This window comes from Actinomyces bovis, from assembly GCF_900444995.1.
GTDB lineage: Bacteria > Actinomycetota > Actinomycetes > Actinomycetales > Actinomycetaceae > Actinomyces > Actinomyces bovis.
On record NZ_UAPQ01000008.1, the window covers coordinates 12,560 to 27,985 of the forward strand.

14 protein-coding genes are annotated in these 15,426 nt (G+C 54.4%); 13 read left to right on the forward strand and 1 reads right to left on the reverse strand.

All coding sequences use genetic code 11. The features are described 5' to 3' along the window. The first annotated feature begins 59 nt into the window (after nucleotides 1–59). Both DR039_RS07010 and DR039_RS07015 read left to right on the forward strand, forming a co-directional pair. Entirely contained in the window at nucleotides 60–1,121 is a 1,062-nt protein-coding gene (locus DR039_RS07010; protein ID WP_111836697.1) for a 3-isopropylmalate dehydrogenase, read from the forward strand. A 60-nt stretch (nucleotides 1,122–1,181) separates the two neighbouring features. Then, entirely contained in the window at nucleotides 1,182–2,126 is a 945-nt protein-coding gene (locus DR039_RS07015; protein WP_126622197.1) for a hypothetical protein, read from the forward strand. 111 nt (nucleotides 2,127–2,237) lie between these two features. Here DR039_RS07015 and DR039_RS07020 read toward each other — a convergent pair whose 3' ends face one another. Next, a complete protein-coding gene (locus DR039_RS07020; RefSeq protein ID WP_126622199.1) occupies nucleotides 2,238–3,005 on the reverse strand; it encodes a hypothetical protein in 768 nt (255 codons plus the stop codon). A 122-nt stretch (nucleotides 3,006–3,127) separates the two neighbouring features. Here DR039_RS07020 and DR039_RS07025 point away from each other — a divergent pair, with 122 nt between their 5' ends. The 11 genes from DR039_RS07025 (at nucleotide 3,128) to DR039_RS07070 (ending at nucleotide 15,424) form a co-directional block, all read left to right on the forward strand. Next, the gene (locus tag DR039_RS07025; RefSeq protein ID WP_111836700.1) at nucleotides 3,128–4,291 is read left to right on the forward strand and encodes a branched-chain amino acid aminotransferase; all 1,164 of its coding nucleotides are present in this window, start codon (nucleotides 3,128–3,130) and stop codon (nucleotides 4,289–4,291) included. Between the two features lie 324 nt (nucleotides 4,292–4,615). Continuing rightward, entirely contained in the window at nucleotides 4,616–6,187 is a 1,572-nt protein-coding gene (locus tag DR039_RS07030) for a polysaccharide biosynthesis tyrosine autokinase (RefSeq protein ID WP_111836701.1), read from the forward strand. 101 nt (nucleotides 6,188–6,288) lie between these two features. Continuing rightward, nucleotides 6,289–6,858 carry an arsenate reductase/protein-tyrosine-phosphatase family protein gene (locus DR039_RS07035; RefSeq protein ID WP_170166862.1) on the forward strand — a complete coding sequence of 190 codons (570 nt, stop codon included), beginning with the start codon at nucleotides 6,289–6,291 and terminating at the stop codon, nucleotides 6,856–6,858. 362 nt (nucleotides 6,859–7,220) lie between these two features. Next, a complete protein-coding gene (locus DR039_RS11530; protein ID WP_229116870.1) occupies nucleotides 7,221–7,907 on the forward strand; it encodes a nucleoside-diphosphate sugar epimerase/dehydratase in 687 nt (228 codons plus the stop codon). Beyond that, entirely contained in the window at nucleotides 7,885–8,832 is a 948-nt protein-coding gene (locus DR039_RS11535; protein ID WP_229116871.1) for a UDP-N-acetylglucosamine 4,6-dehydratase family protein, read from the forward strand. The genes DR039_RS11530 and DR039_RS11535 overlap by 23 nt, the downstream gene beginning before the upstream one ends. A gap of 15 nt (nucleotides 8,833–8,847) precedes the next feature. Next, entirely contained in the window at nucleotides 8,848–10,068 is a 1,221-nt protein-coding gene (locus tag DR039_RS07045; RefSeq protein WP_111836702.1) for a DegT/DnrJ/EryC1/StrS family aminotransferase, read from the forward strand. A gap of 89 nt (nucleotides 10,069–10,157) precedes the next feature. Then, nucleotides 10,158–10,790: a sugar transferase gene (locus tag DR039_RS07050; protein ID WP_111836703.1), complete on the forward strand. Its 633-nt coding sequence runs from the start codon at nucleotides 10,158–10,160 to the stop codon at nucleotides 10,788–10,790. A 44-nt stretch (nucleotides 10,791–10,834) separates the two neighbouring features. Beyond that, entirely contained in the window at nucleotides 10,835–11,812 is a 978-nt protein-coding gene (locus DR039_RS07055) for a glycosyltransferase family 2 protein (RefSeq protein WP_170166863.1), read from the forward strand. Between the two features lie 22 nt (nucleotides 11,813–11,834). After that, nucleotides 11,835–13,184, forward strand: a complete 1,350-nt coding sequence (locus tag DR039_RS07060; RefSeq protein WP_111836705.1) for a nucleotide sugar dehydrogenase — start codon at nucleotides 11,835–11,837, stop codon at nucleotides 13,182–13,184. After that, nucleotides 13,156–14,169, forward strand: coding sequence for an SDR family oxidoreductase (locus DR039_RS07065; protein ID WP_229116872.1), 1,014 nt, complete (start codon nucleotides 13,156–13,158; stop codon nucleotides 14,167–14,169). The genes DR039_RS07060 and DR039_RS07065 overlap by 29 nt, the downstream gene beginning before the upstream one ends. Continuing rightward, nucleotides 14,159–15,424 (forward strand): TolB-like translocation protein, encoded by a 1,266-nt coding sequence (locus DR039_RS07070; protein WP_111836707.1) that lies wholly within the window; start codon nucleotides 14,159–14,161, stop codon nucleotides 15,422–15,424. Before DR039_RS07065 ends, DR039_RS07070 begins: the two co-directional genes overlap by 11 nt. The last annotated feature ends 2 nt before the right edge of the window (nucleotides 15,425–15,426 follow it).

Sequence of the window (15,426 nt, forward strand, 5' to 3'; positions counted from 1 at the left end):
GGCTGCCAGTCACTGAGACGCTGTGCCCACAGGCCGCTGGTGCTGCCTATGCTCACGGCATGACGCAGACCATCAAGCTCGCGGTGATCCCTGGCGACGGTATCGGCAAGGAGGTTGTGCCGGAGGGCCTGAAGGTCCTGCGGGCGGCCTTGCAGGGCAGCGACGTCGTCGTGGAGACCACCACCTTTGACCTGGGTGCCGCGCGCTGGCACCGTACTGGTGAGACCCTCACAGACACGGACCTGGAGGCTATCAAGGCCCATGACGCCATCTTGCTCGGCGCCGTGGGCGACCCCTCCGTCCCCTCCGGCGTGCTGGAGCGTGGTCTGCTGCTGCGCTTGCGCTTTGCCCTGGACCACTATGTGAACCTGCGGCCCTCCAGGTACTACCCGGGGGTGCCCACCCCGCTGGCGGACCCGGGTGAGATTGACCTGGTGGTGGTGCGGGAGGGCACGGAAGGGCTGTATTGCGGCAATGGGGGAGCGGTGCGTGCGGGAACGCCGCAGGAGGTGGCCACGGAGGTGAGTGTGAACACCGCTTATGGCGTGGAGCGGGTGGTGCGTTTCGCTTTTGAGCAGGCTCGCTCCCGGCGCCAGCACCTGACACTGGTCCACAAGCACAATGTGCTGGTCAACGCCGGCCACCTGTGGCGCCGCACCGTGGAGGCGGTTGGCGCAGGCTTCCCGGAGGTTAGGACCGACTACTGCCACGTGGACGCGGCCACGATCTACCTGGTCACTGACCCAGGGCGCTTTGACGTGATTGTCACGGACAACCTCTTTGGGGACATCATTACCGACGAGGCGGGGGCGGTCACGGGTGGGATCGGCCTGTCCGCCTCCGGTAACCTCAACCCGTCAGGGCAGTACCCCTCCATGTTTGAGCCGGTGCACGGCTCCGCCCCGGACATCGCAGGACAGGGCCAGGCGGATCCCACCGCCACCATCAGCGCTGTGGCCATGCTTTTGGAGCACATTGGTCAGGTCGACGCCGCAGCCCGCGTGCGCGCGGCGGTGGAGGCTGACATGGCTGCCCGGGCTCGCGCCAATGCTGCCGGTGCGCCGCTGGTGCGCAGCACTAGGGAGGTCGGAGACGCGGTGCGGGCTGCCCTGGTGGTGTGAAGCCGTTTCTGTGGTGGTGGTCCTAGGGCGGAGCGGGCGTCTGTGCGCTAGCGTGTACACATGCGTGTGAACCATCGTCTACTGCTCCGTAACAGCCTGGAGGTGATTGCTGCTGGCGCGCTCTGTGCGAGCGTGACTGCCTGCGGCTCGTCGGCCACGGTTGCGAAGATGCCTATGACGGACGCCGAGGTCAAGGAGTTCCTGCTGCAGTCTGACACGGCGGCGATGCTCGCGGACAATGCCGGGTACGCGGCAGTGGCTGCCGCTGCCAGCGCCCAGCGTGACGCGCTTACGAAGGCGCGCGGTGCGGAGGTGAGCTCCACAGACATCACCCAGGTCAAGGCTGATGGTGAGGTGACGCTCTCTGGGCTGCGCTCGCGTATAGACGCCCTGTCTGGGCGGACCCTCACGGAGGAGTACACCAGGATCCAGGCGGCTTTGCGCAAGGCGACAGAGGCGTTGAGAGGCACAGACAAGCAGGCGATCACTGACTCGCTGGCGGCGCTCAACGAGACCGTGGCCTCTGTGGAGAACGCTGTCAGCCAGCGGGAGAGCCCTGGGGCGGACAGCAGCAGTGACGGCTCACGCACCACTGTTGAGGACCCGCGGGAGGACTCGGGGCAAGAGGGCTCTGGCTCCGGTGGTGCTACGCGCCGGAGCGAGGCTGGTAACAACGGCCAGGCCGGGGGCGGCAGGGCGGACGATGGCGGGAGTGGTGCTGACAACACTCATGGTACCGGCCAGGACAGGCCGCAGGAGAACCCGGGCGGAGGGACTGACCAGGGAGGCGGACAGCTGGTCCCCGGGCAAGGTGGTCAGCAGCCTCCGGACAATCAGCCTAACCCGCCTGCCGATGGCGGCGGGAATAACAACCAGCCTGCCCCAGCGGACCCCGGAGGGGACCAGGGAGGCAATGGCAACGGCGGCAACGACGGGGACAATGGCGGCAACCCGGCGCAGCCGAATCCTCAGCCGGGGGGTGGGGAGGCTCCTCGGCAGCCATGACCAGGTAGCTTGGGCTCGGCCCCCGGATGGGGCCGAGCCCAAGCCTTTGCGGTTTCCAAAGCACCCAGGCCTTGGGCGCCTCAGAGCCTGTGCACGAGACCTGCTATGGCTCTAGGGGGCTGCGGGCGTGGGGGTGTAGAAGCTGCGGGAGGGCGTGGCTGTCGGCGTGGCAGCAGTGGTGGCCCCGGGCCAGCTGGTGTCGTCTGCCGGGCTGATGGTCAGGCCGCCGAGGACCTGGTTCCAGGCGTCCTGGTCGATCTGCTCTGCGGAGCAGGTGTGGGTGACGGATACCTGGGTGCCGCTCTTGGAGAAGACTCGGACAAAGGACCGGCCTACCACCTTGGTGTCCTGGATGGTTGCAGTGAAGTCGGTGGATATACCGGTGAAGGGGCTGTTGCCGTTGTCCACCACTCGGGACCCGCTAGCAGTCTCCTGGTAGCCCTGCAGCTTCTTCTGCAGACCTTCGTTCCAGGCAGCGCTGAGATGCCGGTCGTCTCCGCCAGCGAGTAGCAGGCTGGTGGAGCGCGTGATGTCTACCTGGATCGTGCACAAGGGGTCGGCTGAGGCCCAGGTGCGTGTGGTGACCTCGGAGCCGGGGCTCATGGAGGCCATAGCGGTCGGGGTGTCGGTGGCCCTGGGAACCTGCCGGTACCCGGTTACCTTGGGCATGCCGATCTTGACGTCAGGCAGGGCGGTTGGCTGCGCGGTGGGCAGGGGGGTGGGCATGGTCATGCCGGCGGGGACCGTGAAATCAGCTGTGGGGCTTGCCGCGCTGGTGCCGCCACCACCTCCGAGGACAGAGCAGCCGCTGAGCAGCAAGGCGGCAGCGGTGCTTGACAGGCACGCACGGACAATAGGTTTCCTTGGAAACTGGGGCATGAGCACACTCTAACCTGCTCGGTAAGCGTGTGGCTGGGATAGTGAAGTGTTCCTCTTGCCTGGGATCTGCCACATGCTGAGAGAGGAGCCTGGTGGCAGACGGCGAGGCGTAGGGTGACCGTATGCACACGCGGCTCTCGTCTCCTACCAGCTCCTTTGACACGCCTCTGTCCCGGGCGGCGGCTGTGCCACTTCCGGCAGCGGACCGTCTGGCTGGCCGTTTCCCTTTGAGCCCGAACCCTGCGCCTGCCAGCGTGCAGGACAGGGCGTCGGCTCTGGCGGACCTGCATTTTGGGACGGTGTTCACGGATCACATGGCGCACGCCCGCTGGGTGCACGGGCAGGGCTGGGGGCAGCGGGCCGTGGTTCCTTTCCAGGAGCTGAGCCTGTCTCCGGCGGCGAGCGTGCTCCACTACGGGCAGGAGATCTTTGAGGGGATCAAGGCCTACCGGCACGCGGACGGCTCTGTGTGGACCTTCCGGCCTCGCTACAACGCGGCCCGCCTGAACCTGTCTGCTGGGCGGATGGCTGTGCCTGAGCTGCCGGAGGAGGACTTTGTGGCCTCACTGGTGGATTTGGTGCGGGCTGACGTGGAGTGGGTGCCCTCTGGTGCGGGAGAGTCCCTGTACCTGCGGCCTTTTGCCTTCTCCTCGGAGGCGTTCCTGGGCGTGCGTCCGAGCAGGACGGTCGACTACTACGTGATCGCGTCCCCGGCGGGGGCGTATTTCCCTAATGGTCTTAAGCCGATCAGCATCTGGGTGTCTCAGGACTACCACCGGGCGGGTCGTGGTGGCACTGGTTACGCCAAGACCGGCGGCAACTACGCCGCCTCCCTTTTGCCGCAGCAGCAGGCTGCCGAGCGGGGTTGTGATCAGGTCTGTTTCCTGGACGATGTGACTGAGTCCAATCTGGAGGAGCTGGGCGGCATGAACCTGATGGTGGTTCATGCCGATGGTTTTGTGAGCACGCCTAGGCTCACAGGGACGATCCTGGAGGGCAATACTCGCTCCGCGATCCTGCGGCTGCTGGCTGATGAGGGCCGGGAGGTACGCGAGGAGACCATTGCTCTGACGGCCTTGCTGGAGGGGATTTCCTCCGGCGAGGTCACGGAGGTCTTCGCCTGCGGAACTGCCGCTGTGGTGGTGCCGCTTGGACGCCTGGTGGGGGAGGGCTTTGATCTGGAGTTGCGAGGTGCGGAAGTCACCAAGCAGGTGTACGAGCGTTTGACCTCGATTCAGTACGGCCAAGCCGAGGACCCCTACGGGTGGATGTACCGGCTGGCATGAGTTGTGAGGTGGCGTCATATAACACAACTGGAGTCAGCTTGCCAGGACAGGGACTGAGAAGAAACCTACCCTAGCTTGTTACCTAGGGCGGTGGTATCGTCCCAAGTTGTAAGCAAACGTCCCCGTTGCAGCCCGATCGTTCCCATAATCATCCGGCTAGGCAGAGGTGCAGCTGCTTGATATCCAGTCGAGATGCTGAGGTGCCAAGAGGCAGTGCCACTGCAGTCTGGCCTGTCACATGTCTACGTGTGGCTACGAAGCGCTTGGGAGTGATGGCTGCCCCGCGCCTCGTTAGCGTGCGCATGAGTATAACGATGGATTGAGATGACACTTGAAGACTTGCTGAAGGTTACTCGGCAACAGTTCGGCCTGATCGTGTTGGGCCTAGTCCTTGGGCTAGCTGGCGCGGCTGGTCTGATCTTTACGACACCTGTCAGCTACTCAGCCTCGGCTATCGCCTACGTGCGGGTGACTATGCCTGAGGATGCAGGTGCTGGTGGGGCTGGTGCGTACTACAGTGCCTCTCAGCTGGCTAATCAAAAGGTTAAGGCCTTTGTGTCGGTTTTCTCTTCCCAGGCAGTGGCGCAGGGGGTTATTGACACACTGGGATTGGATACTACAGCCTCAGCTTTGGCCGGTAGTATCAAGGCTAGCAACCAGGCTAACTCGCTGACTATTAATGTCACGGCCACGGGAGAGACGCCCCGTCGGGCTCAGGTGATCGCAGACGAGACCGTGCACCAGGCACAGCAGCAGGTGAAACGGCTCGAAGGGGAGAACTCGCCGGTGGAGATCGTGCTGATGTCTTCATCGACGCTGTCGAGCACTGTAAAAAATCCTTCCGTTACCAAGTACATGGGTGCTGGTGTCGTAGGTGGATTGGTGATTGGATACGTTCTGGCTTTGTTGCGTGCGCTGCTGGACAAGCGAATTCGTACTTCTGAAGATGTTTCTTCAGTGATGGATGAGCCTGTAATTGGTTTGGTGCCGACTTCCGAAGTACTTGCTCAAGGGCCGGAGGAGCAGGAGCACGATTACCGGGTGGAGGAGTCTCTGCGCAAGCTTCGCACTAACCTGCGTTATGCGCGTGTGGATCAGGGGCTGCATAAGTTGATCGTGACTTCCTCTGTTCAGGGTGAAGGTAAGTCCACGGTCTCCACTAACTTAGCGCGAGTTATGGCTCTGGCGGGAGAGGAAGTTGTCCTTATTGAAGGAGATATGCGGCGGCCTGTCTTTAAAGAGAGGTTCAACTTGCCTGGCCATCAGCCAGGTCTTTCGCAGTTGCTGGTAGGGGCCACGACTCTGGACCAGGCTATGGTGCAAACAAAGGTTCCTGGCCTGCACGTAATTCCTGCAGGTGATACGCCGCCTAACCCTTCCGAACTGCTTGGGTCAGAACGGTTGAGTCAACTTGTCGATTACCTGGCTACTGATCGCTTGGTGATCATTGACGCTCCACCGGTACTCCCGGTGACTGACGCTGTCGCAGTGTCTGAGCGCATGGATGGAGTTGTTCTAGTTGCCAGGGCAAAGAAGACCACCACGGATCAGCTGAAGTTGACTAAGGATACTATTGAACGTGGTGGTGGCACAGTGCTTGGCGTTGTCCTGAATCAGGTGCCGGTCTCTGGCCTGGGACGCTTGCGATACGGTGAGACAGAGTATGCTTACACATCGGTGGCGTATCAGGTGGACAACAAGGACCGCAATGAGCGCAGGCGGCGCCGCAGTAAAAGCACGAAACAGGATCCAGAAATGGTTCCCTATCAGGCCGAACAGGTCACACCGAAGCCAGGCGCGTCGACTGTAGGCAAGGGCAGCAGTACAGCGGACTTTGTGAATATGCTTGAGAATGACGCCATAAAGGAGGGTACTACATGGTCAGGCAGGGGGTGAACCCGCCTGCAGCATTCCCGGACTGGACGTCTCAAAGAACTGGGACTATAACAGTTTCAGAGTTGCCGGGCTGGTTGAATGTCTCCAGGGCGATCTCAAGTATGAAGTACGAGACTCACCAAGCTCCTCATATTCTCTTTGTGTGCACTGGAAACATATGTCGATCTGCTTTTGCGGCCTGTGCGTTGAGAAAGATGGTAGATGGCAGTCAAATCAGTGTTGCATCTGCTGGTATAGGTGCGCTCGAGGGAAGCCCAATTGATCCCGTTATGGGTGCAATCGCAGCTAGTCTCGATGTGTCGACAGAAGATCACGTTTCTAAGCAGTTAACAGGGCGACATCTCAAAACCGTAGATCTGATTCTGACTTTCGGCCCGGAGCACAACGCATGGATCCTAGCAAACTATCCAGAACAGATCCAGAAGGTGGTTTCGCTTCAACGTTTTGTCAATGTGGCAGAACTTGTTCCTATGAGTGAACGCAGGATTTGGGGAGAGTTGATCGAAGCGGTTGTAACCCGACAGTCGAAGATGGCGGTCGCAGGGGACGATTGGATAAGTGACCCTTATCGGTGCTCGCGAACCAAGTACTTGGAGGTAGGGGAGCGCATTTGGCGTTGTGTGCACAGTATGAGCGCGCTCATTAACTGTCTAGAATCAGAAATGCATTGACTTGCCTGCGCTGAAGATACCCAAACATGTTGTTCCATAATACCATAGAAGGTGAAAACCACAGGATGAATGAGACCTCGAATCTCGCCTGGAGGGCTGGGGCGGGATGGGTAGAGTCATCTCGCATGTTGCTAAAGCGTGTCGAGCCTTTATCCCTAATTGTTGGTGACGTCACGGCGACGTACGTCGCGATATATGTTGCCGCATGGGGAAGAACTAGCTGGGATCGAACCATGTCCCCGTTAGGCCCCTTTTGCACAATAGGCATACTTGCAATTGTAAACGTAGTCATCTTTGCTTCATTTCACATGTACGATAGCCTTTGGCGTTATGCCTCCATATCGGAGGCGACTCGCATTACGATGGCTTCTGTCTTGGCTTCATGCGTGACGTCGGGAATTTTGGCTGTATTTTTTGAAGGTGGTTTCTCTCTGCGGGAGTACGGTACAGCTTGGGCTGTAACGTTGATACTTGTCGCAGGCTCGCGAATGACGATACGAGCGGTTCTCGGCGGGAGGTCGCTGAAACTTCTGCTAACTGATGAAGGACGTGGCCGCCCACGGACACTGATTGTCGGTGCCGGCCAAACAGGGTCGCTGACGATTAAACGCATGCTCTCAGGGGATAAGGACATTGTAGGTAACCCAGTTGGTGTTGTTGACGATGATCCAGCAAAGGTTGGGCAGCGAGTTCATGGAGTTAAGGTCAAGGGTAACTGTGCCGATATCGTGAAAGTTGCCCAGGACTGTCAGGTGGACCAGATCGTGATCGCCATGCCTTCCGCCACGGCAGCGCAGAAAAAGAAGGTACTTGATACCTGCCTACAAACAGGGCTGCGTGTTTTGACGCTCCCGAACGTGCGCGACATTCCTATTGATGAGAAGGGGCGGCTTGTTCTTCAGGAAGTAGATGTAAAGGATCTACTTGGCCGGGAGGAAACTCTTCTTGACTTGAGTAGAATGGGTTATGTGACCGGGAAAATAGTGCTGGTAACGGGCGGGGGGGGGTTCGATTGGAGCGGAACTTGTGCGTCAGCTCATTACGGTTAGGCCTAGGAAGATCGTGATCTTCGATGTTTACGAAAACACGGCTTACGAACTATTGCATGAACTTAACTCTTCGTCAGAACTTGCAACAGTAGAACTAGTTGTGGAAATTGGGTCTATAATAGACACTGTGGCGGTCCGAAACTGTTTTGCTCAGCATCATCCTGATGTAGTGTTCCATGCCGCGGCGCATAAACATGTACCTCTTATGGAGCATAATCCCAGAGAAGCTGTTTATAATAACGTTTTCGGTACTAGAAATGTTGCACAGCTGGCCATCGACTACCGGTGCAGCCATTTCGTTCTTATATCTACGGACAAGGCTGTCAATCCAACAAATGTCATGGGTGCTACAAAGCGAATGTGTGAGATGGTCATTCAATCTATGGCAAACCGGTCCTCAACGGTCTTCGCTGCTGTTCGATTTGGCAACGTGTTGGGAAGTCATGGGTCTGTTGTCCCCCTGTTCCAGCGCCAACTGAAACAGGGGGGGCCCATTACGTTGACACATCGGGATATTACTCGCTACTTTATGACCATCCCTGAAGCTGCACGACTCGTGATCACTGCGGGTGCGTTAGCTTCTGGGGGGGAAATCTATGTGCTCAATATGGGGGAACCGGTCAGGATCTATGATTTGGCGGCGAACCTTATCAAACTATCAGGGCTGAAGGTTGAACGAGATGTTCAAATTGAGATTACGGGGCTTAGGCCAGGAGAGAAGCTATATGAAGAACTCTCTATGCAATCTGAGAGCGTACGTTCCACGGAAGACCGTAAGATTAGTGTTGCGATAGGTGATCTTCCTTCTCCGGAGGCCACTGAGCTGCATTTGAGAGATCTGGAGGCATCGCTTGACTCGGGCCGGGAGGAACTAGTCCGGGTTCTAATGGATGCGGTACCTACCTTTCAGCCAACGACTGTCTAGAGAAAGACTTGAGTAATGCCAACAGGCAGACTGATACCGTTTTCTCCTCCTGCGCTGACGGAAGAAGATATTGCCGCAGTGAGCGCTGTTCTAAGGTCAGGTTGGATCACGACCGGCCCAAAGACTAAGGAGTTTGAACAACTAATATGTCAATGGGCAGGGGCTGCGCGTGCTGCCTGTTTGAATTCAGCTACTGCAGCGCTTGAAATTGCACTGCGCTTGCTTGGCATAGGGGCCGGGGACGAAGTGATTGTTCCTGCATATACCTACACTGCTTCAGTATCTCCGGTAGTGCACCTTGGCGCAACCCCTGTGATGATTGACGCTAATGAAGACGATTATGGCATCAACCTGGCTGCAGTAAGGGCAGCGGTAACTGAACGAACGAAAGCAATCATTGCTGTAGACATCGCAGGCAGAATGTGTGACTACCCGAAGTTGCTGGCCATTGTGAACGAAATGAAGGAGTGTTTTGTTGCCAACTCTGATCGTCAGGCAGCATTGGGAAGGATCGCGGTCATTGCCGATGGCGCTCATAGTTTTGGTGCTATGAAATACGGTATAAAGTCAGGTGCAGCAGCAGACTTCACAACATTTAGTTTTCACGCAGTAAAGAACCTAACAACAGGAGAGGGGGGGGCTCTGACATGGAAGTGCGGACTGCCCTTTGACGATGACGAGTTATATCAAGAGATCATGTTGCTATCGTTGCACGGACAGAACAAAGATGCACTTGCAAAGAGCGAAATGGGCTCCTGGGAATATGATGTTTCGAGGATCGGTTATAAGTGCAACATGACCGATATTGCAGCCGCGCTGGGTGTTAGTCAGTGCAAGCGTTATGGTGCGGTGCTTAAACGTAGGCAGGACGTCGTGAGAAAGTATGACCGACTGCTTACTGGAACTATGGTGAACAGTCTGGATCATTTTGCTGAGGGATCTTTTTCGTCTTGTCATCTTTACCTGGTGCGAGTAGAAAGTGCTTCTCTTAAACAGAGAAATGCGATCATCGAAGCGATGGCAGAACAGGGTGTAGTATGCAACGTACACTACAAGCCACTTCCTCTAATGTCAGGATACAGGCGTCTAGGCTTTAGTATCGATAGTTTTCCTAACGCACTCAAGTTGTATGAAAATGCTCTGTCTTTGCCGCTGCATAATCTCCTCAGCGATGATGATATCGAATATGTTGCTTCGGCCCTATACTCTGCAATTCAGGAGGGAGCAGGAAGGTGAATTGGGTGGAATGGGACTCTCTGCCTCCCCAGTTTCGTAATTCGGCAGTCAGACCCTATTATGAAGTTCTTAGGAACAAGCGCGGATCGATGCTTTTTAAGCGTGCTTTCGACGTTAGCGTCTCGGTTGTGTTGCTGTTACTGTTGTCATGGTTGATGTTGCTAATTGCGCTCGCGATTAGACTAGAGTCGTCTGGTCCAGTTTTTTTTCGTCAGGTTCGAGTGACTCAGTATGGGCGGCAGTTTCGCATTTTTAAATTTCGCACAATGGTTATTTTTGCAGAGGGCAGTAGTTTGGAGATCACGGTTAAGGGAGATCGACGAATTACCAAAGTGGGGAGTTTTATTAGAGGAAAGCGTTTGGACGAGTTGCCTCAGTTGTTTGATGTTTTGTTGGGAAGAATGAGTTTCGTAGGGCCTCGGCCTGAAGTTGTGCGTTATGTTGAAACATTCTCTGGCGAGGAACTGGCAACGCTGATGGTTCCGGCTGGGATCACTTCGAGTGCAAGTGTCGCTTTTAGGAATGAAGATCAGTTACTCGAAGGTGCAAGTGACGTTGACAGTGCATACATAGAGAGAGTTCTTCCACGCAAGATGCAGTTTAACCTGGAGGATGTCCGACTATTCAGTATAAAACGGGACTGTCGTATCCTCGCGAGCACAGTACTTGCGGTATTTGGGCCCAGAAGCGCTCGCTATGAGATTGGAAAAACAGTTCAGTGATAGTTCAGGCCTCTAGAAGTGCCTCTTTAGAAGAATACCCCTTTGTGACAGCCCTGTTGGTCACGTATAACGAAGCACAGCATGTTAGTGAAGCGCTCAGTTCGCTTCTTTGCCAGGACTATCCCACTGACATGTACGAAATTATAGTCATTGACGGTCGTTCCGAAGACTCCACGGTCGAGGTTGCGAAAAGCACAGTGGATAACTATATACATAATAATGTGGCGTATCCTCAAATCCGTTTCTTGGAGAATCCGAACAGGACCTTAGCTGCTGGCTGGAACCGAGGATTTGAGCAAGCGAAAGGTCGGTATGTCGTTCGTATTGACGCTCATTCTACCGTAGGAATCGACTTTCTTTCGACAGCTGTACGTTCTATGAAGGAACATCCTTGTGCAGCGGTGGGCGGTAGACTTGAGACTGTGGCTTCGACACAAATGGGAATCGCGATGCGGAATGTCGTGTCGTCGCGGTTTGGGGTAGGGAATTCGACTTTCCGCGTTTCTAACCGTCCTGGTTACGTGGATACCGTTGTTTACGGGCTATATGATCGAAAATGGTTTGATTCAGTGGGAGGATTCGACGAATCTCTCCAGCGCAGCCAGGACTTGGAGTTTCACTTGCGAATTACCAATGCGGGAGGCCGATTCTATTTTGATCCACGTATTACTGCGACCTATTTTCCGCGTAGCACGCTGACTGGCTTGACTCGCCAGGCCTTTGGTAATGGCTATTGGAATATGGTCCTACTTAGAAGATCTGGAAGCGGGCTCGCTATTCGTCATGTCGTCCCTTTGCTGTTCGTTCTAGCGCTGAGCCTGAGTGTTATAATTGGGGCGATGTATCTACCAGTATTTTGGGGGCTAGTGGGAGTGTTAGCGGTGTATGGTACGCTTGCTTGCATATCAGCGCTTCGGATGAGCAGGAATGCCTCGGTGGTTGGCTTGACTATGCTTGGCTACTTTGTTTTTCATTCGTCATACGGTATCGGGTCGATTGTTGGTCTGCTTCGCGCAATCTAGTCTGGAAAGGACTTCTTGAAAAATGGCTATCGCAGACGTTGCTGTTACACGTGGTTCCAGCTATTGTCAACGGCTTCTTCAACGCACGGGTTCCCTTGCCGTTGTTGGTTTGGGCTATGTTGGATTGCCGATTGCTGTTGCTTTCTCTCGGAAGGTGAACGTAATTGGCTTCGACTGTAATGAAAAAAAGATAGATGATTACAATCGAGGCATGGATCCAACACAGGAAGTCGGTGCTGAACAGATTCGTGCGTGCTCCGTAGAGTTTACTGCTGATGCGAAGAGGCTGGCTGAGGCAGAATTTGTGATTGTCGCGGTTCCGACACCTGTTAGTAGTGACCGAAGGCCTGACTTGGGGCCGGTGCGATCAGCGTGCAAAGTTGTTGGGCAGAACTTGCGTCGGGGAGCAATTGTAGTATTCGAGTCAACAGTGTATCCCGGTGTGACGGAGGATATCTGTGTTCCGATTCTTGAGACTGAATCGGGGCTTATATGCGGTTCTGATTTTGCTGTGGGCTATTCTCCCGAGCGCATTAATCCAGGTGATAGTGAGCATCGTTTGGCGAACATAGTTAAGATTGTTTCAGGTATGGATCAGAACACCCTAGACGAGGTAGCCGAGGTTTATAACCTGGTGATTGACGTCGGCGTGTTTAGGGCCCAGTCTATCAAAGTTGCCGAAGCAGCTAAGGTTATTGAAAACGCTCAACGCGACATCAATATTGCTTTTATGAATGAGCTTTCCTTGATCTTTGATAGGATGAGCATAGATACGCAAGAAGTACTGAGAGCGGCCGGTACGAAATGGAATTTCCTGAAGTTTACTCCAGGCTTAGTTGGCGGCCATTGTATAGGTGTCGACCCTTACTATTTAACATACAGGGCGGAACAGTTAGGGTATAAGAGCCAGATCGTTTTAGCCGGCCGGGAAATTAACGACTCTATGGGCGCATATATTGCTCATAAAGTCATAAAGAAGATGATCGCAAACGGAGTGCAGATTAAAGGAGCTGTTGTAGCGGTTCTCGGACTTACCTTTAAAGAAGGGTGTCCAGACACGCGAAATACTAAGGTTGTCGATATCATAGATGAGTTTAAGGACTACGGTATTCTTCCTGTTGTGTCTGATCCCCTGGCAGATCCAGTAGATGTGTTCAGTCACTATGAGATTCAGTTGTGCGACATGGAGGCTATACGTGGGGTGGATGCGATCGTGATTGCGACACCTCACCCTGAGTTCAAATCACTTAGCACTGAAGCGCTCCGGAAATGTTACTCTGATCCGGGCAATGTCCCGATTATTTTTGATGTAAAAGGCTTACTTGATCGCGAGACTATGCTAAGTGCTGGGTTTGATTACGGAAGGCTTTAATATGCAGGCGTCACTTTCAGGTTTTCCCCATGGTGTAACAGTACTTGTGACCGGGGGCGCCGGTTTTATCGGATCGAACCTGTGTCATAGCTTGGTAGGCATGGATTGCAAAGTTAGGTGCCTCGACGATTTTTCGACTGGGCGTAAGGCTAACTTGATGGGGCTGTATGACGATACGCGATTCTCCTTAATTGAGGGCGACATACGAGATATGAAGACTTGCATGGAAGCCACACAAGGTGTGGATTACGTACTTCATCAAGCTGCCTGGGGCTCTGTTCCGCGTAGCATGGAGATGCCAGTTACTTATGAAATGATTAATATCGGCGGCACGGTCAACATGATGGAAGCGGCAAGACTGAACGATGTTCGCAAGTTTGTTTATGCTTCCTCCAGTTCAGTTTATGGTGATGAATCTTCGTTGCCGAAAGTTGAATGTCGTATCGGTATGCCACTTTCACCGTATGCTTTGACGAAGCGAGTCAATGAGGAGTATGGGCACTTGTACTATCGGACATACGGACTGGACACATATGGTCTGCGGTATTTTAACGTTTTCGGTAGACGACAGGACCCGCAAGGTGCGTATGCTGCAGTGATTCCACGTTTTGTTCTGGCGCTTAGCAATGGGGAATGCCCGTTGATAAATGGCGATGGCGAGCAGTCGCGAGATTTTACCTATATCGACAATGTAGTTTGCGCAAACTTGCTCGCGTGTCTGGCGCCATCTTCAGCAGCCGGTTGCGCATATAACATCGCATGTGGAGCAAGAACTACCTTGAACGAGTTGTATAAAACCATATCCGGTCTACTTGGGGTACACGTGCAGCCAAAGTTTGGCCCTGCTAGACCAGGTGACGTGCGACATTCTCATGCTGATATTAGCCTTGCGAAAACTGCTCTTGGCTATGAGCCCTCTATGATGTTCAAGGATGGGATCCGTGAAACGATCTCTTGGTACCAGGGATGCCAGAATGAGTCTTGAGCAAACTATCAATCACCGTTTGAGCCAGTATCCTCGAGTGAAGCGTCTTCTGAAGAGAGGATATCAGACAGCGTTTGCCATAGGAGCGCCCGGCAAGCAGATGGTTGGTAATGTAGAAGTAATTTCCCCAAATGACGATCGCGAGTACTTTTTCGGATACTACGATAAGTCGCCATGGGACGCAAGCGGGACTAAGGTACTGTGCATGTCCGCAAAGGACACTGTTAGTGCTGTTGCACCAAAGGATGTTTTAGATCTGCTCGTCTTAGACATGCATGATAATAGACAGGTCTTGAAGGTTGCGGAATCTCGATCATGGAATGTGCAACAGGGATGTATGGCTCAGTGGCTCGGGCCGGATTATGGAAGTAAGATCATTTTTAATGACTTTCGTTCCGGGCTGTTTTGCTCAGTTATAGTGGATATTCATACCCGGCAGGAAAGGATAATTCCGAGTCCTGTCTATTCCGTGAGTTCAGATGGTTCATTTGCGCTTACGCTAGATTTTGCGCGGTTGCATAGATTGCGGCCAGGGTATGGCTATTCAAATGTGCCTGATGCTACGGATGGTCAGCTTGTGCCGGATGGGGCGGCCGTGAGTAAAATCGATTTACGCACGGGAGAAGTGTCCAGGGTCCTGGAGTTCAGCGAACTATTATCTTTAGACCACCGAGATGATATGGAAGGTGCTGAGCATAAAGTCAATCATCTTATGCTGAATCCTTCTGATGAGCGATTCATGGTGCTGCACCGTTGGTATGTTAAGGGTAGAAAGTACACAAGACTGGTTACCTGCGGAGTGGACGGTAAAGATATTTGGAATCTAAGCGACGAAGGAATGGTTTCCCATTGTTTTTGGAAAAACGATTCGACAGTGTTAGCCTTTGCTCGTCGACAGGCATTCAACGGCTACTTCTTACTTGAGGACGGTACTACCAAAGCATCACGCCTTTGGCCCGATATTGAGAATGACGGTCACCCAAGTTACTCTCCGTCTGGAGAGTACGTTTTATTTGATAGTTATCCTGATCGACGAAGACTATCTTCGATCAAGATATTTAATGAGGCTGGGTCGATCAGGGAAACAATTGCTAGGGTGTACGCTCCTTTTCGGTACGATAATGACGTGAGATGCGATTTGCATCCTCGATGGAGGAGAGACGGCGGAGCCATTTGTTTCGATGGAGCATTCGAGGGGCGTAGGCGTCTGTATCAGGTTGACTTGGGTAAGTTTGGCACATTGAAAGGGGCATAAAG

Coding starts and splice junctions, on each gene's coding strand:
- DR039_RS07010 (WP_111836697.1), top strand. CDS start 60: ATGACGCAGACCATCAAGCTCGCGGTGATCCCTGGCGACGGTATCGGC.
- DR039_RS07015 (WP_126622197.1), top strand. CDS start 1,182: ATGCGTGTGAACCATCGTCTACTGCTCCGTAACAGCCTGGAGGTGATT.
- DR039_RS07020 (WP_126622199.1), bottom strand. CDS start 3,005: ATGCCCCAGTTTCCAAGGAAACCTATTGTCCGTGCGTGCCTGTCAAGC.
- DR039_RS07025 (WP_111836700.1), top strand. CDS start 3,128: ATGCACACGCGGCTCTCGTCTCCTACCAGCTCCTTTGACACGCCTCTG.
- DR039_RS07030 (WP_111836701.1), top strand. CDS start 4,616: ATGACACTTGAAGACTTGCTGAAGGTTACTCGGCAACAGTTCGGCCTG.
- DR039_RS07035 (WP_170166862.1), top strand. CDS start 6,289: ATGAAGTACGAGACTCACCAAGCTCCTCATATTCTCTTTGTGTGCACT.
- DR039_RS11530 (WP_229116870.1), top strand. CDS start 7,221: ATGGCTTCTGTCTTGGCTTCATGCGTGACGTCGGGAATTTTGGCTGTA.
- DR039_RS07045 (WP_111836702.1), top strand. CDS start 8,848: ATGCCAACAGGCAGACTGATACCGTTTTCTCCTCCTGCGCTGACGGAA.
- DR039_RS07050 (WP_111836703.1), top strand. CDS start 10,158: ATGCTTTTTAAGCGTGCTTTCGACGTTAGCGTCTCGGTTGTGTTGCTG.
- DR039_RS07060 (WP_111836705.1), top strand. CDS start 11,835: ATGGCTATCGCAGACGTTGCTGTTACACGTGGTTCCAGCTATTGTCAA.
- DR039_RS07070 (WP_111836707.1), top strand. CDS start 14,159: ATGAGTCTTGAGCAAACTATCAATCACCGTTTGAGCCAGTATCCTCGA.